Origin of the sequence: Actinoplanes sp. NPDC048796 (assembly GCF_040650035.1) — a bacterium.
Lineage (GTDB): Bacteria > Actinomycetota > Actinomycetes > Mycobacteriales > Micromonosporaceae > Actinoplanes.
In genome coordinates this window covers 18309-40936 of record NZ_JBEZGO010000012.1, presented here as the reverse complement: position 1 = coordinate 40936, position 22628 = coordinate 18309, and the positions used below count along the sequence as shown (strand labels likewise).

The following is a 22628-nucleotide window of genomic DNA, read 5'->3' as shown; positions in this document are numbered from 1 at the left end:
GGCGTCAGGAGTGGTGAGCCGGCGCGACCCCCCGTTGATCAGCCACGCAGGCTCCGCCACCCCTTCGGAAGTTGGTCGCCGCGGCGCTGCGGCGCCCGGTCACGAGCACATCGGCGGGCTCGGTCGCCGATCGGGAATCGCTGTGTCGATGTCAGCGCATCGGCCGGGACGCCGGGCGGAATCCAAACGATTCCATACGCGCCGGGATCGATTGGTATCGTCGGCGCTCACAGGAGGTGCCATGACTGCTGCCGACGCGGACGGCCCGGCGTCCGAGCTGCCCGATCCCGGATCGGCGCGCACCCTCGACGAGCTGGTCGGCTGTCTACGGGCGCTCAAGCTGTACGCCGGCGACCCCTCGTACGAGACGATCACACGACGGATCGGCGAGCACTGGCAGGCCGCCGGCCGGCCCGCCGGCGAGCTCGCCCGCCGCGGCACGGTCGTGGACTGCTTCAAGACCGGGCGGCGCCGGATCAACGGCGAGCTGATGCTGGCCGTGGTTCGGGCGCTGCACGACGAGACCGGCTACCTGGCCCACTGGCGGCAGGCGTTACGCGTCATCCTGGCCGAGACCGCCGCGGCCGCGCAGGTCCGCGTGCTCGACCGGCTCCCGGACGACATCGCCACCTTCACCGGTCGCGACGCCGAGATGGCGGCCCTGCGCCGGCTCCCCGGCCGGCCCGGCCCGGTGGTGTGTGTGCTCGCCGGGATGGCCGGGATCGGCAAGAGCCAGCTGGCGATCCATGCCGGCCGTCTGCTCGCCGCCGACGCCGCCTTCGACCCGATCCTCTTCGTCAACCTGCGCGGATTCCACCCCGACGCGGGGCAGCCGCCGGCCGAGCCGGCAGCGGTCCTGGACGGCTTCCTGCGCGTGCTCGGCGTCTCCGGCCACAAGATCCCACACGGTCTCGCCGCCCGGACCGCGCTGTTCCGCGAGCGGCTGGCCGGCCGGCGGGCGCTGGTGATCCTCGACAACGCGGCCGGCGAGGACCAGGTGCAACCGCTGCTCGCTGACGCCCCCGGCGGCCTGACGCTGATCACGTCGCGCCGCCGGCTCGACGGTCTGAACCCGAAGGTCCACCTCGACGTCGAGCTGTTCAGCGCGCACGAGGCCGAGCAGCTGCTGGCGCGGTCGGTGCCCGGGGTGGAGCTCGGCGCGGACGACGCCGCGTACGGCCGGGTCGCCCTGCGCTGCGGGCATCTGCCGCTGGCGCTCAGCGTGGTGGCCGGCCAGATGGCCGCCCGGCCCGGATGGACGGTCACCGACCACGCCGACCGGCTGGACGAGCGGCACCGGCACCGCCGGCTCGACGGCGGCGTGGAACTGGCGCTGCACGTGTCCTACCGGCACCTTGCCGAACGCCGGCGGACACTGCTGCGCCGCATGGCCGCACACCCCGGGCCGGACCTCGACGTGTACGCCGCCGCCGCGCTGCTCGGCACCGACCCGGGCACCGCCGCGGCGGACCTGCGCCAGCTCGCCGGCGACCACCTCGCGCAGCAACCGGTGGACGGCCGGTACGTGCTGCACGATCTGGTCCGCGCGTACGCGGCGGAGCGCGCGCACGACGAGGATCGGCCGACGGATCGCCGGGACGCGCTCACCCGCCTGTTCGACCACTACGTGCACGGCGCGGCCGCCGCCATGGACGCGCTCTATCCGGCGGAGCGGCACCGCCGCCCGACGCTGCCCCCGCGGCCGTCGGCCGGCCCGCCGCTGAACGAACCCAGGGCCGCGCTGCACTGGCTGGACGCGGAACGCGCCACGCTGGTGGCGGTGTGCCTGCAGGCGGCGCGCGACGGCTGGCCGCAACACGCCGTATGGCTGGCCGGACTGCTCTACTCCTACCTGGACAACGGCGGGCACCCGGCCGACGCCTTCGCCGTGCACACCGAGGCGCAGCACGCCGCCCGGCTGCTGGGCGACGGCATCGCCGAGGCCACCGCGCTCACCAACTTGGGCGTGGTGTGCTGGCAGTTGGGCCGGCACCCCGAGGCGGTCGGGCATCTGTCCCGGGCGCTGGCTCTGTTCCAGCAGTTCGGCGACGCCCGCGGGGAGGCGCGCACGCTGGGCAACCTGGGCGTGGTGCACAGCACGACGGGGCAATGCGAGATCTCCGCGACGTATCAGTTGCAGGCGCTGGACCGCTTCGTGCGGCTCGGCGACCGGGTCGGCGAAGCCAACACACTGACAAATCTCGGCAGCGTGTACGTCCGGCTGGGCCGCCCCGCGCCGGCGGTCGAGCAGAACGGCCGGGCGCTGCACATCTTCCGCGAACTGGAACACCGCGGCGGCGAGGCGACCGCACTGAACAACCTGGGTGACGCCCACACCCTGCTCGGCACGTTCGCGGATGCCGTGGGGCACTACGAACAGGCCCTCACGATCTTCCAGGACCTCGGCGAACGCTACGGCCGAACATGCGTGCTCAACGGACTCGGGCAGGCCCTGGCCGGCCTGGGCCGACGGTCGGACGCTGTGGCCCGGCACGAGGAGGCGCTGGCGCTGGCCACCGAGATCGACAAGCCGGAGGAGCAGGCGCGCGCCCGCGCCGCGCTGGCCCGGCTCGCCACCGAAAGCTGACCGCCGGCGCCGCGCCGAGTCTTCGTGCCCTTCGGATCTGAGTCGCCCACCTCGTCGATCCGGCATGCGCGGAAGTCATGCGGCCGGCGGTCGCGGTGAAACCGGTCCGCTGTCCGGAGGAGTGATCATCAGCTGCGTGGCATCCGGTGTCACCGACCTTGATTGCGTTCCTGCAGCGCACTCTGCTACGCAGCAGAATCGCACGCGGGTGTCCTTGTCCCCGTAACTGATGGATGCTGGGTGCCGACATCAGCTCGTCTTTCCGGGCACTGTCTGTCCGCAGCCGGGTGTGGGCTGTCCGATGACGGATTGGCGCAGGTCGGCAATATGGCGCGCGGCCAGTCTTACGCGCTGACCTTGCTCCGGCCGACGGGGAACGGTGGCGGCCGTAGGCGAGCGTGCCGACGGCGGCGAACAGGCCGACTCACGGAACCGAGGCCCAGTTCCTGCGGCAGGTCTTACCAGCAGACCCGCTGTGCAGCACGAACATGATGCCTTGCGGGCAGGACCGGTCCGGGATCGGCTTCGGGCCCGGCGCTTTCTCCGGCCACGGCGGTACAACTGGCTCGATCAACGCCCACAACTGGTCGTCCACACCCCACGGCCTGGCCACGCCCCGCGAACGAGACGGATCTTCCTGTCGTGCGCTGATCAACATCGATTCAGCAGATCGTGGTTAAGAGTTCTTAGCCGCACAGCACGTCGACGCCGTGCTGTGCGCGACAGGCGATATGACACCGCTGCGGGGCCGATCGTGTAGCCCACCTTGTGCGCGATTGAAGGAACGTCCGGTCGCTGAGTTCGAGGCGAGCGCCGTCTTGGGATCCGTTCGAATCCAAGCCGTTCCTCGCGCAGCTGCATCACCTTGTAGGTGCCTTCCGTGAAGGACGATTCTCGCTCTGGAAAAGTCACATAACGTCAGCTAAGAAGAATTCTTGTGCGTTCCGGGAACTGCAGCCGGGGTGTCTGTCGAAGGGCCGAGACTGGCTGCTCACTAAAGGGTAGTGAACAACTAAGACACGTATGGAACCGGCAAGGGTTCATGATGAACGTGCGTCCTTCGTCACGACAGCGACTGGTTGACAGTGCTGAATATCCTGATTGTATTGACCGCAAGTTCGGCGTCCTTCTTGTCGGTCAGAGTCGACCGTAATGACGTCTGATGCTCGAGATTTGGAGATCACGAATGATCCGTAATGGCACTGGTGCGCGGCTACTGGCCTCCGCAGCGGCCGTAATGGCCGGCATGATCGCGTTGGCGGTGCCGTCGACTTCGGCATCTGCGAGTTCAACATCTGCCAATTCGGAGTCGGCCAGGGAAGAGCCCCGTTACGAGGTCAAGAACCGAGCGACCTCACGCTGCCTCGACAGCAACTCTCAGGGGACCGTATATACGCTGGCCTGCAATGGCGGCAACTATCAGCGCTGGTTGCGCACGCGCCCGCCGTTCAACAGTAGTGTTAATTGGGGTCAAGTCTGGCTGAAAAATGTTGCGACCGGCAGGTGCCTCGCCACTAATTCCAACGGAGATGCCTATACTGTCACTTGCCCCACAAAAGACAACAATAGTCTTGAATGGGAAGTAGGTTCAGCAACGACGTACATTATGTCTCACCCGCTGAAGACCTGCTTGGATAGCGATTCCACTGGGTGGACTCATGTGGCCACTTGCAATAAGGGCGACTTCCAGACCTGGTATTTGAGGTAAGTTCAATTTAATCCTCAAGCCGATGTCCGGAGCGCGGCACTCCAAATATGTTATTTCGGTTCCCGAAGGGCAGTACTGGGAGTGCCAGCGAGATAGTCGGCCCCACCCTAGCACTCGAATCAGTCTGGTGGCATTTGAGGGCTCTCGCTAATCCTGGCTTGAAGACGCCGGGCCGCCCCGGTATCGACGAAACTTGCGGCTCGACGTCTTCAAAGTCAGGACCGGGGTGCCGACCTATCGGGAATTGCGCCCTCAATCATCGCCTCAACACTGCAACCTCGTATCCCGCCGAGGCGGGGATCCCGCATGCGGTCACGTCGTTCCCCTGCCGGGAGGTAGAGGTGTCCAGCTCGGTTGGGTCAGGGCAGCGTCCGCTTCGCCGAGAGCGCCGCGGAGCGCCATCAACCTTTCGTCGATAGAAGCGACCCGGCCGAACCAGTAGCCGTCACCGGCGAATCATTCGGCTATCAGTGCTCAATACCGAAATTCGGGAACTCCGGAGTACCACCGATCACGATGTTGATACTTCCTTTGCTGCTGCTCCAATACACTGCCCCCATCCACCGCTCGCCGCCGTCCGGCCTCAGGGCGACTACGTCGATCTGAGCGACCTGGTTGCGGGTGTCCATCTGGGTTGCCCAGCAGTTGCCTTTCAAAAGAACGCGGCTCTGAGTGTGTCCATACCCAGCCACCGGCAATATGTGCACGAACCCGACCGATGTCCCTCTAGGGCAGAATCGGACGACGGCAGACGCTGCAGAGGCGGGTGATCCGGCAAGTCCCACCGCGATTCCGCCGACCGCGACACCCGTCATCGCGTACACGCTCAGCTTCTTTAAAGATGTCTGCACAAGCACCCTCGATTCCTTCAGCGGTGGGCTTCGCCCGACCGGCCCTTCCTATGTCATCTGACGTATGCGAGCCGTGTATGTTCAGCGGCGGCTGGACGACGGCTCTGCACGATGACGTAGTGCCCGGCCGCGATATCGCCCTTCCGGCGCAGCCGTTCGGCGATCGGTATCGAGAGCCCGGCGGACGGCCGCCACACGGCTCCCGGCTCGCCGGCGCCGGGCCGCACCCGAATTCCGGCTAGGCGGCCGCGGAACCCACTTCGCCGGCTCGAACCTGAGCCGGCGACGGCAACGGTCGTGGCGAGGATTGTGACGAGTACGTGGCGTGCCGAGGCAATAACTTGATCGCGCACGGCCTCACTTTGGCTCACCGAGGCGCCGCCCCAGCGGATGGGCAGCGATCAGCTCGACGACGTCGCGGACGCTATCACCGACCTGTTGCCGCTGCCCCGCGACGCCGACCCCACGCGACCGCGACCGCTCGACGAGATGGGCATCAGGCTGGTTTTGGGCAGCCCGCTACGGGCCCTGCCGAAAGCCGCGCCCGGTGAATTGACGGCGGTCGAGGTGACCACGGAAGCGGGGGAGACGGTCACCGCCGATATCTGGTTCCGTGCCTTCGGTGTACGGCCGGCCACCGACTATGCGCACGGCGCGCTGGCCGATGCCCGGGACGCTCGAGGATATCTCGCGGTCGACGAGCAGTTGCAGGTCAAGGGGCTCGACGGTGTGTTCGCGCTGGGTGACATCAGCGACGCGGACCGCGATACCGCCGGCGCCGCGAGTCAGCAGGCGGAGGTGGTCGCCGCCGACACTCGCGCCGCAATCACCGGCGAGGGCAAGCCGCAGACGTACGATCCCGGTCCCACAGTGATCGTGGTTCCGCTCGGCCCCCAGGGCGGAGCAAGTCAGCTGCCCGGCGGCGTCACGGGCTCTGCGGCGACGACCTCCCTCAAAGGTGCGTCGATGCTCGTCGAGAAGTATTCGGCGCGGTTCGACGCATCCGAGCGCTAGACCGACGCCGCTTTTCCGATTCGGTAGGAATCAGGACTCGCTCCGGGGCAGAGCTGACAGGTGCTTCTCGCCCCATTGGAAGAGGGGCTGCAGGAACTGCAGCAGCTCTACGCCGCGGGCGGTCGGCTCGTACAGGATCTGCACCGGGGTGGTGGGCACCACAGTACGGCTCAACAGGCCGAGATTTTCCAGCTCCTTGAGCCGTTGCGAGAGCATGCGGTCCGAGATGCCCGGGATGGCCCGCCGGAAGTCGGTGAACCGCCGGGCGCCGCGACTGGCCGCCACCATGATGTTGCCTGACCAGCGTCGACCGACCGTGTCGAGCACCGACTGGACCTGCTTGCATTCAGCGGCGGCCGCTTCGGGTGGAGAGCTGATCGGAAGCTGTGACATGACCCTGATTGTATGCGCTTACTTTTTGTAAGTGGCTAACCAGGCATTTGCAGAAGGCCGGGTAGCCGAAGACCGTTGATGACAACTGGCCAAAACCACCACCCACGGCCTGCCCGCCACCATGACCGCGAAACGCCGTCCACGCCATCGCCTGGCGCGTACACGAACCTCGAGAGCCGTCTCGACGCACCGGCCTTCCTCACATCCGCTGATCACCATCCTGAACACCGAAGGCGAGCCCATGAGTTTTCCGGTACCAGTCCCCGACAAAAGTGACCCGAGATGGACCAACCGTGGGGGCATCCACGTACGACGTGGCGAGGGCATCAGCAGGTGGGTCGTCGGCGACACCTACACCATCAAGGCAACGGCCGCGGACACCAACGGTTCGCTGGGATTCGCTGAAGCCCTCGTACCGCCGGGAGTGGGGCCGGTGGCTCACGCGCACGGCAGCGAGGACGAGGCCTTCTACGTGCTGTCGGGGGAGTTCGAGTTCCTGAACGGCGACGAGACTTTCGTCGCCGGACCCGGTGACTTCGTTTTCATTCCCCGGGGAAACCGCCACCGGTTCCGGAACATCGGTCAAGAACCGGCGAAGATGCTCTTCCTGTTCACGCCGGGTGGGCACGAGGGCACGTTCATCGAGATCGGGGACGAGCCCCGCCAGGGCGAGCAGGCTCCCGAGTGGGGACCGGAACAGTACGCGAAGGCGCTGGACAGTCTTATTCGCTACAACGTGACCCTCCTGCCGGAGGACGCGCAGTAACTCGCGGAAGTTGCCGCAAGCGTCGACCTCAATCACACCTGGGACGCTTATGTCTCCCCGGATCTGATCATTCACCCGTCTTCCGGCTACGAACTCACCCGTGCGACGTGGCAGGCCGCCGAGGAGGCGCCCAGAAAGGCGAGTTCTTCGGGACTCCAGCCACCGTCGACGTCGTCCGCGACGGGCGCATCATCGAGCACTGGGCCGAGGTGGGGATCTCACAGTTCCCGCAGAAGCTGGCCGCCTGATCCGTTGGTCCTTCACGTACAGCTCGACTCCGGACGGGGTCGAGCTGTACGTCTGTACGCGGACGGCATTCACAGGCGGGAACAGATCGAGCAGGTCGACGGCACGGCTGATGACGGGGTTTCAGTTACGGTCGCCGTTCAACGAGTTCATAAGGATCATCGGTAAACCGTGTGAAGAGGCGCACCTTGCACTCTGAGCACGATTGTTCTCTAATTATTTCTGAGCAAGGTCCTAAGTAGACGGACGTGGCGCCGGACAATTTTGCCGCCCCACTCGCTGGGGCATTTGAACGGCGTACATTTCTGTCACCGTCTGGGGAGAACAATGATGACGACACCATCCGGACGTGACTCTCTGAAGGGCCGCCGAGCTTTGGTGACCGGCGGCTCGAAGGGCACCGGAAAAGCGATCGTCGCACGACTGCGCGACATGGGCGCCGACGTCTGGCTCTGCGCCCGCAACAAGCCGGACCACGAGGGCGCCGACCGATTCATCGCCGCCGACACGTCGACCGCCGAGGGCACCGACCTGGTGGCCCAGAGCGTCCACGACATCGGCGGGGTCGACATTCTGGTGCACGCCGCCGGTGGCGCCCAGTCCACGCAGGAAAACTTCGCTGCGTTCACCGACCAGGACTGGATCAACGATCTGAACATCAACTTGTTCAGCGCGGTCCGCCTCGACCGTTATCTCGTCCCCGGCATGATCGCCAAAGGCGCTGGAGCAGTCGTGCACATCTCGTCGATCCAGCGTATGAAGCCACTCGGGTCCAACGCGCCCTACGCCGCGGCCAAAGCCGCGCTGACCGCATACAGCAAGAGCCTGTCCAACGAAGTGGCTCCACACGGCGTCCGAGTCAACAGCATCGCCCCCGGCATGATCCAGACCGAGACCCTGGAGTCGTGGCTCGACCAGAGCGCAGCCGAGCAGGGCGTCGACCGGCAGACGATCACCGCCCAGCTGATCGCGATGCTCGGCGGGATCCCGCTCGGGCGCGGCGCCCAGCCGGCCGAGGTAGCCGACCTGGTGGGCTTCCTGGTGTCCGACCGAGCCTCGTCCATCGTCGGTACCGAGCACATCATCGACGGAGGAACCATCTCCGTCATCTGAGACACGCCTCGGAACTCCGGTCGAGTTGCTTCTCGCGGAGATCCATGAGCGGCGCCACGCACCCGACCTCGGCACGCGCACCGATGTCCTCTCGCGTCTGCTGAGCGTCACGACCGAGGATTCTCAGCACTTCGACAGTCCCGGAGAGTCCCGTCCGGAACGCTTCCTCGAGGGCGGTGGACCCGCATCGGGCACATGGTTTTCGTTCGGGGGCGGCGTGCGTCGCCGCGTCGGTGCCGGCTTCTCTCTGGTCGAGGCGACCGTTGTGCTTCGTGCCGTGTTGTCGCGCTTGCAGATCGCCCCCGCTCGGGCGCGCCGGGAACGCGTCCGGCCGAGCGAGACATGTGTGCCGGGCCGTGGCGCCCGGGATCATCGCCCCTGCAGATGACCCTGGATGATCCGAATCGCCGTTGCTACGGTGCGGGGATCGGCCGGTGGAACGGGAAGGCGAGGGTGGCCCGGATCGGTGTGCCGGTCAGGAGCATCACGATGCGGTCGACGCCCAGGCCGAGGCCTCCGGTGGGGGGCATCGCGAATTCCAGGGCGCTCAGGAAGGCCTCGTCGATCTGCATCGCCTCGGGGTCGCCGGCGGCGGCCTTCAGTGACTGTGCGGTGAGCCGTTCCCGCTGATCGATCGGGTCGATCAGCTCGGAATAGGCGGTGCCGAGTTCCATGCCGAAGGCGACCAGGTCCCATCGTTCGGCCAGGCGTGGGTCGCCGCGGTGGGTGCGGGTGAGCGGGGACGTCTCGAGGGGGAAGTCGGTGTAGAAGGTCGGATAGGTGGTCTGCTTCTCGACCAGTGCGTCGTAGAGCTCGACCACCAGCTCGCCGGCGGTCGCGTCGGCCGGTGCGTGCACGCCCCGGCTCTCACAGACGGCACGTACCCGCTCCACCGCGGTTTCGGAGTCGATTGCGGTCTCGGTGGCCCGGCTTACGGCCTCGTGCACGGTGATCACTGGCCATGGCGCGGTGAGGTCGACCGGGCCCTCCGGGCGCATCGCGACGGGCCGGCTGTGTACGGCGGTGGCCACCTCGAGGATGAGCTCGCGGGTCAGCTCCCGCATGGTGGTGTAGTCCGCGTACGCCTCGTACGCCTCCAGCGAGGTGAACTCCGGGTTGTGGGTGGCGTCGACCCCCTCGTTGCGGAAATTGCGGTTGAGCTCGAACACTTTCTCCATGCCGGCCACGCACAGGCGCTTGAGGTAGAGCTCAGGCGCGATCCGCAGGAAGAGCTCCATGTCGTACGCGTTGATGTGTGTCCGGAACGGCCGTGCCGCCGCGCCGCCGTGCACCGCCTGCAGCATCGGGGTCTCGACCTCGGCGTACCCCCGTCGAGCGAAGGCGTCACGCAACGCCTTGACCGCGGCACTGCGGTGCCGCAGGACCTGCATCGCGTCGGGGTTGACCAGCAGATCGAGGTGGCGTTGGGCGACGCGGGCCTCGGGGTCGGTGAAGCCGGCGTGGGCGTCGGGCATCGGGCGCAGGCACTTGGCGGCCATCGTCCAGTCCTCGACCAGGATCGACAGTTCCCCGCGCCGGGAGGTGACGACTTCGCCGGTGACGCTGACATGGTCGCCGAGGTCGACGGTCCGGCGCCACCGCTGCCGCAGCGGCGCCGCGGTGGCTTCGGCGGTAAGGATCGCCTGCAGCGTGGCATTGCCCTCGCGCAGCGTGGCGAACGTGACTCCGCCCAGGTCGCGGAGCGCGTGGACGCGGCCCGTGACAGCCACCTGCCGCCCGGTGCGGGTGTCTGCCGCCAGGCCGGGGTGCGCGAGGCGGACTTCGGCCAGCGTGCTGGTCCGGGGGACCGATACGGGGTAGGGCTCGACACCGTCCTTGATCAGCCGGTCGTGCTTTTCCAGCCGGACCCGTTGCTGTTGACTGAGCCACCGTTGCGGGCGCGCCGGGCGCAGCAGCCGTTCCTCCTGCGCCCGTACCACCTCGGCGAAGGGAACTCCGTCGATGAGCTCGGTGCTCGGGTCCGGTGCCGGCGGGGCGATCGCGGGCAGGAAGCCCTCGGCCTGACCGGCGGCGAGGACGGTACGGCTGAGCGTCAGCGACGAGTCGAAGCAGAGGAACCGGGGAACCCAGGTCGGAAGGTATTTGGCGTTTGCCCGATACAGCGACTCCAGTTGCCAGAACCGCGAAGCCACCGACAGCACCGCGTCGGTGACGCGGGTGACCGGGCCCGCGCCGACGCTGTCGGCCGAGCTGAAGACGGATCGGAACATCGCGAAGTTCATCGAGATCCGGTGGATGCCCAGATCGGGACAGGCCTGTACGACGCCGGCGACCATGAATTCGGTGAGGCCGTTCTCCGCCTTGCGGTCGGCGCGCATGAGGTCCAGCGACAGACCGCGGATTCCCCACGGTGCGAAGGTGAGCAGACCCCGGATCCGACCCTGCGGGTCGTGGGCGGTCACCACGACACATCGTTCGTCGGCCGGGTCGCCGAGCCGGCCCAGCGCCATCGAGAAGCCGCGCTCCGACTCGTCGCCACGCCACGCGGCGGCAAGCCGATCCAGTTCCTCCAGCTCGCCGGTGCCGATCGAGGCTTGTCGGCGGACCTGGCAGGAATAGCCCGCGCTCTGCACGCGGGTGACCGCCCGGCGGACCGGGGCCATCGCCTTACCCAGCACCGTGAAGCCGGCCACCTCTATGATGGCCTCATCGCCGATGGACAGTGCTTTCAACCCCGCTTCGACGTACGCCGTAGCGCCGGCCTCGCTGGCGGACAGGACCGCCGGGAACCAGCCGTGCCGTCGGGCCTCGGCCTGCCACGCGTCGATGGCGGCCCGCCAGGCGCCGGGGTGCCCGATCGGGTCCCCGCTGGCCAAGCTCACCGAGGTGATGACGCGGTAGGTGACCGCGGCCCGGCCATCGGGGGAGAAGACCACCGACTTGTCGCGCCGGGTGGCGAAGTAGCCGAGGGAGTCGCGTTCGCCCTCGGTCAGGATCAGCTGACGCAGATGCACCTCGGCGTCGGCGCTGAGGTACTGCTTGGCCCGAGCCGAGCGCAGGAAGACACTCACCGCGGCGAGCAGGACCAGCGCCGAGAGCGTCGATGCGGCCACGGACACCCAGTGGTGTCCTTGGTGGCCGTGAAGTCCTGAGTTGTTGCCGACGATGTTGAGACCCAGTGCCGAGCGGTTCGCCCAGATGACGCGTTCGCCGATGCCACGCAGCGTGTCCGGGAACAGAAGCGTCAGACTGAACGCGAAGGACCAGGACACGGCGAGACCGCCGATGAGGACCGCGCCCGCCGTGCGACGCGAGCCGTGCGCCAGCCGTGCCGGGAAGGCGTCCCGGGCTCGCCACAACTGGACGATCAGCACCAGGCCGATCGGCGTCGCGGCGGCGCTGAGGACGATCTCGACCTGGGACATGCCCAGATCGACCTCGTCCGGCCGGCTCCAGAACGTGAAGCCGACGGCGGCCAGCACCGCGTTGATCAGGGTGGAACTGACCTGATAGATGAGCAGGAGCACGTAGGCGGGCCGCAACCGCCGTCGCAGCGCGCTGCCCATGAGCAGCAGGACGGCGGCGATGAACAGGTTCGGCTCGGTCGGCATGTTGATCAAGCTGAACGCGTAGTCCACCCACCACGTCCAGTGGAACATGCGCAGCGGAAAGCTGAGGAGGACCCATATGCCGGCGACAGTGACGATCCGGCCCCACCATGCCGCGACATAATCGTGCCGGCCATGCCGAGTGCTGTCCGAGCTTGCCACGAAGATCACCTTATGCAGCGTTCTAAGCCATCTGTCAGTAATGAGGCACACCCGATGCCGTCGGCAAGGTAGCGATCCGGGCCTGAAGGCCAGCTGAAAGTCTTTCAGGAAATTTTCAAGCGCCGTCGGCAACGATCGCCGCCTCATGATCGAAGCCGTGATCACTGCCGCCGTCGCCGTCGCGGGTGCCCATGCCGGCCCTTCCCTGGCCGCCTTCGGGCAGCTGAGCCGTCGCTTGCTGCCGCCACGACTGTCCGGCATCGGCAGGCCCGGCCACGTTGCTCTCACCTTCAACGGCGGACCCGACCCGCGGGCAACCCCACAACTGTTACGGGTGCTCGACCGGCATGACGTACGAGCGACGTTCTTCCTCCCGGGCGAGAAGGTCGAGCGGCATGTCAAGGAAACCCGTGACATCGTGGCCGCAGGTCACGAAGTCGGTGTGCTCGGCTATCAGCATCGCCTGCTGCTCAGTCGCCTCCCGCGGGACGTCGTACGGGATCTGTCCCGCGCGACGGCGGCGATCACCTCGGTCACCGGACAGGAGCCCCGCTGGTGGCGGCCGCCGTACGGCCTGGCCAGCAGCACCGCGCTGCTGACCGCGCGCTGTCTCGGCCTGACCCCGGTCCTGTGGACCTGCTCCGATCGGCGCTGGGGACGGCCGGCCGGCCCCGAAGCGGTGTACCGCTCGGTTCGCCGGCGCCTTCGCGGTGGCGGCACCGTTCTGATGCACCACAGCGACCGCGCCGCCGACGGCGACTCCTGGAACGCGGTACTCGGAGCGCTGCCCGAGATCCTCGAGATCTGTCAGGTCCGGGGTTACGAGGTGGGACGGCTGCGTGACCACGGCCTGCCTGCTGTCCCGTCGACGCTGTGAGATCTGCAGAAGGCACGATCCGGGAGGTGGCCGCCCCATGAGCAAGCAGATGGCACCGTAGCAATCATGGCATTGACCGGGCGGCCGCTGATCCTGCTGATGGCCCTCATGACGCTCACGACCCTCGGGGCCACTGTGTTCTGGTGGAGGCGCTCCGGCCGTCTGCGCTTCGTCGTACGCCCGCTCGGCCTGCTGCTCACCGAGATTCTGCTCCTGGTGACCGCCGGCGTCTGGTTCAACCGGACTCAGCAGTTCTATCCCACCTGGTCGGCTCTGCTCGACGACACCGAATCGGTGAGCTCTGCTCCCGAAGCCACTGCGGGGAACCTCGACTCATGGTTGGCCGGCCAAAGCGCTGCCGGTACCGGCCAGGCCTGGTCGTTCGAGTGGCATCCGACCGAGCCGGCTCAACCGGGCCCGCTGGTGGTCGGCCTTCCGGACGGCTACCTCGCCCACCCGACGAGGCGCTACCCCGTCGTGATGATCGTGGGTGCGCCGGACGCGACCATAGCGCGGGGACTCCCCGAGGTGGTGTCGGTCAGCGTGCCGGTGACCAGTGTGACCGCCGAGACGGCGACATCGCTGCCTCGTGCTCTCGAGCGTGATGTGCGAGTGACCGGTCAACGCTGGGCCATGGTCGCGCCGATCGCCCTGGCGCCGGCGCTCAATTCGGCGATCACGGTTGCTCCCGGCCGCTTTCCCGCATGGGCGTTCGTCGGATCCGGCACGGCCCCGAAACTGCCCGCCGGCGTGGAAGTCCATCGTGCCGGCACCTGGGCCGCCGCCGTGCGATGGGCGGTCGCGCAGACCCCCATGCCGCTGTAGGCGTACGCCTGCCCGATTCCATCCGCCCTGAAGGAGGTCACATGTCTCCGGACAGCTTCGCCCTGGAAGTGCTCGCCGCGGGACTCGCCGTCGCGGCCGCCGTTCTCCTCGGGCTCGTGTGGGACGCGAGCAACCGTCGACGCCGCTTCCTGTACCGTCCGGCACTGCTCGCGCTGTGCCTCATCAGCGCGGCGACCGCCGGCCTGGTGTGGCTGAACCGGCAGGTCGCCACGTATCCGACCTGGGCCAGCCTGATCAGCCCCAAGTCCACCGCCGTCGAAACAGTCCCCGTCGCCGACCGGCCCGGCGGCGGCCGCATCCTCACCTTCACCGTCAACGGCACGGCCAGCGGGCTCAGCATGCCGATGTACGCGTATCTGCCGGCCGACTATGCGCGGGACAACACTCGCCGCTATCCGGTGATCGAAGCGCTGCACGGCTATCCGGGATCGCCGCTGCAATGGCTGAACAAGCTTGGAGCGGCGGAGATCCTCGACCACGAGATCTCGTCCGGCCGGATGTCGCCCACCGTGGTGCTGTTCCCGTACCAGACGCCTCGGCCATCGCTGGACACCGAATGCACGAACCTGGCCGGTGGCCCCCAGACTGAAACGTTCCTCACTGCGGACGTCCCGGCATTCGCAAAGGCGAGGCTTCCCGTACGGACCGGACCGGGCAGTTGGGGACTCATCGGCTACTCGGCGGGCGGCTACTGCGCAGCAAGTCTTCTGCTACGCCATCCCGGGCAGTACGCCGCCGCGGCCAGCCTGTCCGGCTACTCCAGCCCGGGCATCACGATCGGCGACGGAACCGAGAACACCACGTACAACAATGCCTGGCGACTGCAGCACCTTCCGATACCCGCCGTGTCCCTGTACCTCGCCTCGGCGAAGACCGATCAAGCCGCGCTGCGGGGCACCCGCGAGATGGCCGAGCTGGCCAAGGCGCCGATGTCGGTGACAACGGCCTACGTCGGCAACGGCGGCCACAACGCGAAAACCTGGCGGGCGATGGAACCGGCCGCCTTCGACTGGCTTTCGAGACGCCTCGCCCGGCCACTACCGTGAGGCCGGATTTCCCTTATATGCGCAGCTGCGCTCGGGGCATATGGCCGCCGCCCGCACCTGGTGATGCGAGCGGCGGCTTCCCAGAGCTCAGCCGACGGCGGCAGTCGACAGCAGGGCGACGGTGAGGGCCGCGATGGCGGCGGCGGTGCGCATCCCGGAAGGATAGAAACATGATCGTCGGACCTGCCAGCGGACAGGTGTTCATCCGTTCGGCGGCTGCACGCCCGGGAGTCACGTTAAAGAAACTTTAAGGAACGCTTGCTCAGCGTCATGAACTGCTGCCGCATCATTGCTCGTATATCTCGGCACAAGCAGTACCGAGACGAAGAGGAGCCGTGCATGTATCGACGCGGAGTCAGCAGCCGGACGCGCAAGCTGCTGATTGGAGGTGCCGCCGCAGCGCTGCTCGGCTCGGCTCTCGCGGTCGGCACGGGGATGAGCCAGGCCGCCGAGCAGGGCAACCCCGGAGCCGGCTCCGGTGGCATCAACGTTTTGGTGCCGGCGCTGGGTTTCAGCCCGGGCGACCCGAACGCGACGGCCGACCGTGTGGGTCCCACCGGGGTGAATGTTCCCGGTCGCTGTCCGCCCACTCAAGCCCAGGTGAACGCGCAGGTTGCGCTCAAGGATGCGAACCTTCCGAGTGGTACGGACCTGGAAAGCCGCATCCAACGTTTCGAAAAGACCTTGTCGGCGATTCAAGACCTGAAATGCCCCGCGTCTTCCACGACTTTGCTGGGCCGCTTGAAGTCCTTGACCGCGCTGCGCGGAAACGCGAACCGCGATAACGTCCTGCGTGGTTTGGGTTTGAACGAAACGCCAGCGGATAGGGGAGCCGCCGCAGGATCCGGTGACCCGGCCGCGACGGGGAGCGCCGGGGCCGGCTCCGGCAACATCAACGCTTTGGTGCCGGCGCTGGGTTTCAGTCCGGGCGATCCGAACGCGACAGCCGACCGCGTAGGCCCCACCGGGGTGAATGTTCCCGGTCGCTGCCCGCCCACTCAAGCCCAAGTGAACGCGCAGGTAGCGCTCAAGAACGCGAACCTTCCGAGTGGAACGGACCTGGAAAGTCGCATCCAACGTTTCGAAAAGACCTTGTCGGCGATTCAAGACCTGAAATGTCCCGCATCTTCCACGACTTTGCTGGGCCGCTTGAACTCCTTGACCGCGCTGCGCGGAAACGCGAACCGCGATAACGTTCTGCGTAGTTTGGGCTTGAACGAAACGCCAGCCGGATAAAGCCGCAGCGCCGCAAAACGCGCCAGCGAAACAAAGCGGCTCGCAGAGCGGCGTCCCGGACCACGGCAACCTCATCCTTCGCGGATCCTGATCCACCGCACGCAACCGCCTCGCCGGAGGCCCACGCACCACGGGGTCTCCGGCGCGTCCGTGTGTGGGCCATGCGCGCTCGCGAGCCCCTTGCGCACCGCATCGGCGGCTGCCGGCCACGGTCATCGCTTTGACCGAAGTGCTCAGCGTCGTGGCGGGGAGCGGACCCGAAGGCTCGCTTGTATTCGCGGCTGAACTGTGCGGGACTCGCATATCCAATTGCCTCTGCGACGGAGGCCATGGTGCGCGAGCGCAAGGCGACCGGTCTTCTAGCCTCGTGCAGGCGCAGCATCTTGTGGTACTGCGTCGGGGTCGTGCCGGTGGCGTCCTTGAGGTTCGCTTTCGGCGAGGATTCGGGCGTCAGTGGGGTCCTTCATCAGCTGGACCAGCCGGAGTGTTGCCGCCAGCGCCGAATCGGGCAACGGGTAGACGCCCACGGGCGAGCCGTGGGTCTGCGACCGCGGCGGCATATGCGTTACGAGGTCGCTCAGCACGTGACGGTCGATGGCTAACTCGATGGCGAGGTAGGGAGCTGCTTCGGTGGCCTGGGTGATCTCAACCAGTGCGACCATCGTGATCAGCGGCTCGTGGGCTGCGGCGGACCCGCCGAACACGGTGATCATGATCGCGGCGGCGGCGACGACTTTGGAGCTGTGTTCGTAGCTGGTGAGGATGGCGTCGCGGGCGGGACTGCCGTGTACGTGTGCCTCACGCATCCGCGAGACCAGGAAGACCTGATAGTCCATAGCCAGGCCGAACACGATGCCCACCAGCAGGATCGGCATCAGGCTCATGACCGGCCCGGTCTGTTCGACGCCGAGCAGGCCGGCGGCCCAGCCCCATGGGAACACCGCGACGATCACGCCGAGCGCGGCGAACAGCGACAGCAAGAATCCGAGTGCCGCCTTGACCGGAACCCAGACCGACCGGAACCCAGACCGGCCGGAACACCACCAGGAGGAGCAGCACGGCCAGACCAATCACGATCGCCACGTACGGCACGAGCGCCGACTTCGTCTTACGGGCCATGTCGATGTCCAGCGCGGTGGTACCGGTGATCTCATAGGTCACGTCACCGGCGGCCTCCACGCTCGGGCGCGCCGCCCGCAACGTCTCCACCAGGTTCTCGGTGCGTTCGTCAGTCGGCGCGGTCGACGGCACGGCGGTAAGGATCGCCGTGTCGCCCTGCTGATTGAAGGTTGCCTTCGACACCGACACCACGCCGCTCGTCGACCTGATGCTGTCGGCCACGCTCCCCACCGCGGCTTCCCGCGCGTCGATCACCACCGTCAGCGGACCGTTGAATCCGGGACCAAAGGCCTCGGCCCGCAGGTCGTACGCGCGTCGTTTGGTCTCGGTGACCGGCAGCGACGCATCCCCGGTGTGCCGAGCTGCAGTGACAGGGAGGGAACGGCGATTGCGGCCAGTAGCGCCACGCCGGCCAGCGCGATCATGAGCGGGCGGCGCAGCACCAGCCGCATCCAGGCGCATGCGGTGGAACGACGGGGGAGGTCGGGACACCGCCACGCCGCTGGGCGCGGGTGAGGGTCCGGTTCGGGGCGAAGCCGAGCAGCGCGGGGACCAGGGTCAGCGCCACCAGGACGGCCATCACCACGGCACCCGCGGCGGCCAGCCCCATCTTGGCCAGCGACGGGATCCCCACCACCGACAGGGCGGCGAGAGCGATGACCACGGTCGTGCCGGCGAAAACCACCGCCGAGCCGGCCGTACCCGCAGCCCGACCGGCCGCCTGCTCGCCGTCGTGGCGGTGGCGTTCCTCCCGGAACCGTGAGACGACGAACATCGCGTAATCGATGCCGACCGCCAGCCCCAGCATCAGAGCGAGCATGCCGCTGGTGATCGCCATCCCCAGCGGCCCGGCCGGGCTCGGCCGCACACCGGCCGGTGCCACCGGTGGATCGCAACCCGGCCCTGCGACGCGACCTATGCGCGGCTGCCGCCGAAGTCCCGGCCGGTCGAAGGTTGCCCCTCAGCGGTGAAGACGTGATCTGCGCCGTCCTGTTCGGTGGTCCTGCCGATGGCCTGCATCCAGGGCTCGACCGTTACCTGCCCTATCGGACCGCCGTGCAGGCCGATCCACGAGCCGCCTACGTGTTCCGCTCCGACGATTCCCGTAATACCGTCCTGGCCCGCTCGGATTGCCAGTGGGTGAAGCACCGGCGCGTGGCCGGATACGACGTGTGGCAGCCGGCAGATCGTTGCCTCCCGTCGGGTCGGCAGACTCCGTAATCCACGCCATGCGGGTGACGCTCCAGCCGCGAACCACCGGCTCATATCGCGTCGGACGGTAGCGGGTTTCGGGGATCTTGACCGATCGGTCCTACATGGACTTTGATGGGCTAGGAAATCAACGGGGAAAGGGATTGGTCTTGACTACACGAAGAGCTCTCACCGGCTGGCTGGCGCTGTTCACGGCGCTGATCGCAACCTTCGCGATGGGCGCGGCGCCCGCTCAGGCCGCACCGGCATCGTTCTGGTTGAAGAGCATGAAGAACGGCATGTGCCTGGACGCCAGCTCCTCGCAGGGCGTGCGGCTGAACTCGTGCAACGACGGCATCTACCAGCGCTGGCACTCGGACCCCACGACCGACGAGATCTGGAACGGTACCGGTAAGTGCCTGGACGGCAGCACCTCCCAGGGTGTCCGGCTGCTCGATTGCAACGCCGGCGTCTACCAGAAGTGGGTCTCCCACCCCGCTGATGACAGCATTCGCCGGGCTACGGCCACCACCCTGTGCCTCGACGGGAGCGTCTCGCAAGGTGTGCGACTGCTGAAGTGCAACAGCGGTGACTACCAGGCCTGGTCGCTCGTCAGCCAGTAGTGGCGTCAACCTCGGCGGCCCCTGTTTCCAGGGGTCGCCGAGGTCTTTGCGGCAACGGTTCCGACGCCGACGACGGGCAGGTTCGCGGCTTGCAGTCGTACCCGGGCTGGTCGAGGACCTGTTCCTCGCTTCTCCAACGTGAGCGCCACCTCGGCGGCGTCGGCGGACCTGTCCACGCCGTACGAGGTGGTGTCGAACGTCGTCATCCACCGCGCCTGACCCGGCGATCCGCCCTGGGGGCGCCGAGAAGGCCGTTCGCGATGATGATCGAGCCGCCTCATCCGAACACGGCGGATGGCTTCGGAGACCGGGCTTCCTATCTATGCGCACGCCACGCTGGCCCGGGTAACGCTCGAGTCGGCCGCGTGGCTCGGGTACATCCTCGACCGTGAGCGCCCATTCGAGGTTCGATTCGCCCGCGGGATCGCACATCCGCTTGCCAATGTCGACGCCGGTCGCCGAGGAGCCAGCAAGATCCCCGGCAATCCGTACATGATGCCGCCCGCCGCAGAAGCCGTCCCGCACCGGAAGAGCCGATCGCTGCGAAGGCAACCGACCTCGTCCAAGCGCAATTCGGCGGGCTGCCCGGGATCTACCAGCTGTTGTCAGGCATAACTCATGGGATGCCGTGGCGGCTCGGCGACAGCGTCACGACCAGCGATCGAACCGCAATTTGGGCCCCCGACCCGGTGAATATCGGCGGTTCGGTCCTGGCAGCGTCAACAGCCGGTCATCGGGCCGCGGTCGCCGTAGCATGGCACCGCGGGTTCGACGACGATCCGGCGCTGACCGTCATGCGCGAGCGGTTCGTGGCCGCGAACACGACAGGATCGCCGACTACCGCCCGGGGCGGTGAGGCTCTGTCCCCGCCGGCCTTGACGAGAAGGGGCCCACCTGCAACGACGGGCCGTGCCCTGGAAACGATTAAGGGCGCCGACCGAATAATCGCTGGTCAGCGGCCACAAAAATCGATGAACTGCTCTGTGTTCGGAGCCCGACATTCGCGATAGACACACGGTACTTGTCGCCCGAGATTTCGCCTACACAACATAGCGACACGTCGCGGCGGACCGCCGGAGCATGCAGACGAACCGGGAGCCGTGAGTGCGGTCAACGGCAACCATCACTCGAAACCGCTGGCCGGCCAGAGGCGCCGGTGGTGCGGAAACCGGCCGCTGCGGCTTTTCTGGGATACCGTGAGCGCATATGGCTACTTACCGAAGCGCCTCAGTACTCCTCTCCGCCGACGGCACCCGTACCCCCGGCACCGCTGCCCTCTTCGCCGAACCTTCCCGCAAGGGCGGTGTTCCGCCGTGGGCCGGTGACTTCCGGCCCGCCAACAGCGCCGGCCGCGGTCCCAAGAACGCGGTCGGGAAGACCTTCACTCTGGAGATGCCCGACGGCAGCACCGGCAAGGTCGTCGTCCAGGGACTCAAGAGCGGAAAAGGCGGCGTCGTGCTCGCGCTGATGGGCGAGGACGCACCGCCCTTCTGACCCGCCCAGCCGGTCGTGAAAGGATCGGCGGATGGGAAATCAGGGCCTGAACAGCGACATCGACGTACGACTCGCCCTGGCGCAAGATCGTTCGACCGGCCCGGACGAGCTGTACGAGCTGGCTTCGGATCCGTCCGAGCGGGTTCGTGCGGCGGTCGCGGCCAACCCGGGGGCCCCGGCACAGGCTCTGCGGGGCCTCACCCGAGATCGTGAGCGCACCGTCCGTCAAGAGGTCGCGAAAAATCCCGCGACCTCTTCCGGGAACCTTCAGCGCCTCGTCCGGGACGCCGACCGGTGGGTTCGCTGGGCGGTCGCAACCAACCCGGCCTGCGACACCCCGGTCCGCGAGTTGATGGCGAAGGCGCAGGACAAGGAGCTCCGCGGCCTGCTGGCCGAGATGCCGGATCTCGAGCCCGACCTGGCCGCGATCCTCATCGACGACGTTTCCCCCGAGGTCCGGGAAAGGCTGGCCAGCCGGACCCGCGATCCCGAGGTTATCGCGGCGATGCTGCGCGACCGCACCGTCCGGGTCCGCAAGGGTCTGGCCACCAACGACGGCACCACGGCCGAGCAGCGCAGCACCCTGGCCCACGATTCGTCGCCCGACGTCCGGGCGGTGCTGGTACGGGCCCTGCCGCTGGCCGAGGCCGATCTTCGAGCCCTGCTGGACGACCGGTCGGCCGAGGTCCGGCACTCGATGGCCACCTCCGATCTCACCCCGGAACACATCCGGCACGAGCTGGAGAACGACGCCGACGAGACGGTGGCCGAGGCTGCCCGCCACTACCGCCCGAAACCACCCGCGGGTGAACCACACCGCCGTACGCTCGGTAAGCGCTTCCCCGGCAAGCCCAGGCGCTAGGGTCTTCTCCTCAGCGCCGGAAGGGCAGCTCGCATGCACCCACACTTCACCGAATTGGACTGGGCGCCCACCCGCATCGGCGAGATCAGCCTGCGCCGGCGCCTCGATCCGACGACCCGGACCGAGGTGTACGAGGTCAAGCTCGGTGACGAGTATCTGATGTCGAGCCTGTTCACCGTGGCCGAAGAGGAACTGGCCCGGCTCGGCCTGGCCGCCGCCGCGTCGGACGCGCCGCTGGACGTCGTGGTGGGCGGTCTGGGCCTCGGCTACACCGCCCGGGCGGCGCTGGCCGATGACCGGGTCGCGTCGCTGATCGTGGTCGAGGCGCTGGCCCCGGTGATCGACTGGCATCGCCGTGACCTGCTCCCGGGTGCCCACTCGCTGACCGCCGACCCCCGCACCACACTGCTCGAGGGCGACTTCTTCGCGCTGGTGCGCGAGGGCGCCGGGTTCGACCCGGCCGACCCCGATCGTCGCTTCGACGCCGTTCTGGTCGACATCGACCACTCCCCGGTCAACGTCCTCAACCCCGCGCACGCCGACCTCTACACCCCGGCCGGGCTGCGCCGGCTCGGCCGCTTTCTGCGCCCGGGCGGGGTGTTCGGGCTCTGGTCCGACGACCCACCGGACAAGGCGTTCCTGGGCTCTCTGCGGGAGAGTTTCGCCGCGGCGACGGCCGAGGTTGTGCCGTTCCCGAACCCACTGACCGGGGGCACGTCCGCCAACACCGTGTACGTCGCGACCGTCGCCGATTGATGCGAAGCCACGCCGCTGGGGGTGCCTGCCTCGGGAGCCGCATCCCGGGTGTCGCGGCGGGTCGTCCAGCTCGTGGAGACCTTGCAGATCACGACCGCCTCGGGCGGGCGTCCAGGTGGCAGCCGACGATCTTCGCAGCCGGGTTGTAGACCGCTAACGGGTCGAGGCG

The 22628-nt window shown here is 67.6% G+C and carries 20 protein-coding genes and 2 pseudogenes; 15 read left to right on the top strand and 7 right to left on the bottom strand.

Annotated elements, in window-relative coordinates:
• The first annotated feature begins 241 nt into the window (after nt 1-241).
• Together AB0C26_RS35630 and AB0C26_RS35625 are read left to right on the top strand one after the other, a co-directional pair.
• Nucleotides 242-2587: a tetratricopeptide repeat protein gene (locus tag AB0C26_RS35630; RefSeq protein WP_360256703.1), complete on the top strand. Its 2346-nt coding sequence runs from the start codon at nt 242-244 to the stop codon at nt 2585-2587.
• 1162 nt (nt 2588-3749) lie between these two features.
• A complete protein-coding gene (locus tag AB0C26_RS35625) occupies nt 3750-4295 on the top strand; it encodes a ricin-type beta-trefoil lectin domain protein (RefSeq protein WP_360256701.1) in 546 nt (181 codons plus the stop codon).
• A gap of 467 nt (nt 4296-4762) precedes the next feature.
• On the opposite strand, the gene AB0C26_RS35620 is transcribed toward AB0C26_RS35625, so the two are convergent.
• The gene (locus AB0C26_RS35620) at nt 4763-5119 is read right to left on the bottom strand and encodes a hypothetical protein (RefSeq protein ID WP_360256699.1); all 357 of its coding nucleotides are present in this window, start codon (nt 5117-5119) and stop codon (nt 4763-4765) included.
• Nucleotides 5120-5536: 417 nt separating this feature from the next.
• Between AB0C26_RS35620 and AB0C26_RS35615 the strand changes: the two genes are divergently transcribed.
• The gene (locus AB0C26_RS35615) at nt 5537-6160 is read left to right on the top strand and encodes an FAD-dependent oxidoreductase (protein WP_360256696.1); all 624 of its coding nucleotides are present in this window, start codon (nt 5537-5539) and stop codon (nt 6158-6160) included.
• A 30-nt stretch (nt 6161-6190) separates the two neighbouring features.
• Here the strand turns inward: AB0C26_RS35615 and AB0C26_RS35610 are convergent, their stop codons facing one another.
• Nucleotides 6191-6553, bottom strand: a complete 363-nt coding sequence (locus AB0C26_RS35610) for a helix-turn-helix domain-containing protein (protein ID WP_360256694.1) — start codon at nt 6551-6553, stop codon at nt 6191-6193.
• 241 nt (nt 6554-6794) lie between these two features.
• Here AB0C26_RS35610 and AB0C26_RS35605 point away from each other — a divergent pair, with 241 nt between their 5' ends.
• From AB0C26_RS35605 to AB0C26_RS35590, 4 genes are all read left to right on the top strand, one after another.
• On the top strand, nt 6795-7319 hold the full coding sequence (locus AB0C26_RS35605; protein ID WP_360256692.1) for a cupin domain-containing protein: 525 nt from the start codon (nt 6795-6797) through the stop codon (nt 7317-7319).
• A 107-nt stretch (nt 7320-7426) separates the two neighbouring features.
• On the top strand, nt 7427-7567 hold the full coding sequence (locus AB0C26_RS35600; RefSeq protein ID WP_360256690.1) for a hypothetical protein: 141 nt from the start codon (nt 7427-7429) through the stop codon (nt 7565-7567).
• 328 nt (nt 7568-7895) lie between these two features.
• On the top strand, nt 7896-8678 hold the full coding sequence (locus tag AB0C26_RS35595; protein ID WP_360256688.1) for an SDR family oxidoreductase: 783 nt from the start codon (nt 7896-7898) through the stop codon (nt 8676-8678).
• A 25-nt stretch (nt 8679-8703) separates the two neighbouring features.
• Nucleotides 8704-9066, top strand: a complete 363-nt coding sequence (locus AB0C26_RS35590; RefSeq protein ID WP_360256686.1) for a cytochrome P450 — start codon at nt 8704-8706, stop codon at nt 9064-9066.
• Between the two features lie 25 nt (nt 9067-9091).
• On the opposite strand, the gene lysX is transcribed toward AB0C26_RS35590, so the two are convergent.
• Nucleotides 9092-12418: a bifunctional lysylphosphatidylglycerol synthetase/lysine--tRNA ligase LysX gene (gene lysX, locus AB0C26_RS35585; RefSeq protein ID WP_360257131.1), complete on the bottom strand. Its 3327-nt coding sequence runs from the start codon at nt 12416-12418 to the stop codon at nt 9092-9094.
• 148 nt (nt 12419-12566) lie between these two features.
• On the opposite strand from lysX, the gene AB0C26_RS35580 reads away from it, so the two are divergent.
• The 4 genes from AB0C26_RS35580 to AB0C26_RS35565 all read left to right on the top strand — a co-directional run bounded on the left by AB0C26_RS35580 (nt 12567) and on the right by AB0C26_RS35565 (nt 16414).
• A complete protein-coding gene (locus tag AB0C26_RS35580; protein ID WP_360256684.1) occupies nt 12567-13286 on the top strand; it encodes a polysaccharide deacetylase family protein in 720 nt (239 codons plus the stop codon).
• Nucleotides 13287-13352: 66 nt separating this feature from the next.
• Nucleotides 13353-14111, top strand: a complete 759-nt coding sequence (locus AB0C26_RS35575) for a hypothetical protein (protein ID WP_360256681.1) — start codon at nt 13353-13355, stop codon at nt 14109-14111.
• A 41-nt stretch (nt 14112-14152) separates the two neighbouring features.
• Nucleotides 14153-15178 carry an alpha/beta hydrolase-fold protein gene (locus tag AB0C26_RS35570; protein WP_360256679.1) on the top strand — a complete coding sequence of 342 codons (1026 nt, stop codon included), beginning with the start codon at nt 14153-14155 and terminating at the stop codon, nt 15176-15178.
• 339 nt (nt 15179-15517) lie between these two features.
• Nucleotides 15518-16414, top strand: a complete 897-nt coding sequence (locus tag AB0C26_RS35565; protein ID WP_360256676.1) for a hypothetical protein — start codon at nt 15518-15520, stop codon at nt 16412-16414.
• A 301-nt stretch (nt 16415-16715) separates the two neighbouring features.
• Here AB0C26_RS35565 and AB0C26_RS35560 read toward each other — a convergent pair.
• From AB0C26_RS35560 to AB0C26_RS35545, 4 genes and pseudogenes are all read right to left on the bottom strand, one after another.
• A pseudogene (locus AB0C26_RS35560) lies at nt 16716-16796 on the bottom strand (hypothetical protein); the annotation flags it as partial.
• The gene (locus tag AB0C26_RS35555) at nt 16774-17328 is read right to left on the bottom strand and encodes an AraC family transcriptional regulator N-terminal domain-containing protein (protein WP_360257129.1); all 555 of its coding nucleotides are present in this window, start codon (nt 17326-17328) and stop codon (nt 16774-16776) included. The gene AB0C26_RS35555 and the pseudogene AB0C26_RS35560, both read right to left, overlap by 23 nt.
• Entirely contained in the window at nt 17213-17995 is a 783-nt protein-coding gene (locus AB0C26_RS35550; RefSeq protein ID WP_360257148.1) for a hypothetical protein, read from the bottom strand. The genes AB0C26_RS35555 and AB0C26_RS35550 overlap by 116 nt, the downstream gene beginning before the upstream one ends.
• Before the next feature lie 37 nt (nt 17996-18032).
• Nucleotides 18033-18407: pseudogene (locus AB0C26_RS35545) on the bottom strand (MMPL family transporter); the annotation flags it as partial.
• A 487-nt stretch (nt 18408-18894) separates the two neighbouring features.
• Here AB0C26_RS35545 and AB0C26_RS35540 point away from each other — a divergent pair.
• The 4 genes from AB0C26_RS35540 (at nt 18895) to AB0C26_RS35525 (ending at nt 22459) form a co-directional block, all read left to right on the top strand.
• The gene (locus tag AB0C26_RS35540; RefSeq protein ID WP_360256674.1) at nt 18895-19347 is read left to right on the top strand and encodes a hypothetical protein; all 453 of its coding nucleotides are present in this window, start codon (nt 18895-18897) and stop codon (nt 19345-19347) included.
• Between the two features lie 1206 nt (nt 19348-20553).
• The gene (locus tag AB0C26_RS35535) at nt 20554-20841 is read left to right on the top strand and encodes a hypothetical protein (RefSeq protein ID WP_360256672.1); all 288 of its coding nucleotides are present in this window, start codon (nt 20554-20556) and stop codon (nt 20839-20841) included.
• Between the two features lie 31 nt (nt 20842-20872).
• A complete protein-coding gene (locus tag AB0C26_RS35530) occupies nt 20873-21703 on the top strand; it encodes a hypothetical protein (RefSeq protein ID WP_360256670.1) in 831 nt (276 codons plus the stop codon).
• A 33-nt stretch (nt 21704-21736) separates the two neighbouring features.
• Entirely contained in the window at nt 21737-22459 is a 723-nt protein-coding gene (locus AB0C26_RS35525; protein WP_360256668.1) for a spermidine synthase, read from the top strand.
• Nucleotides 22460-22628 lie beyond the last annotated feature (169 nt).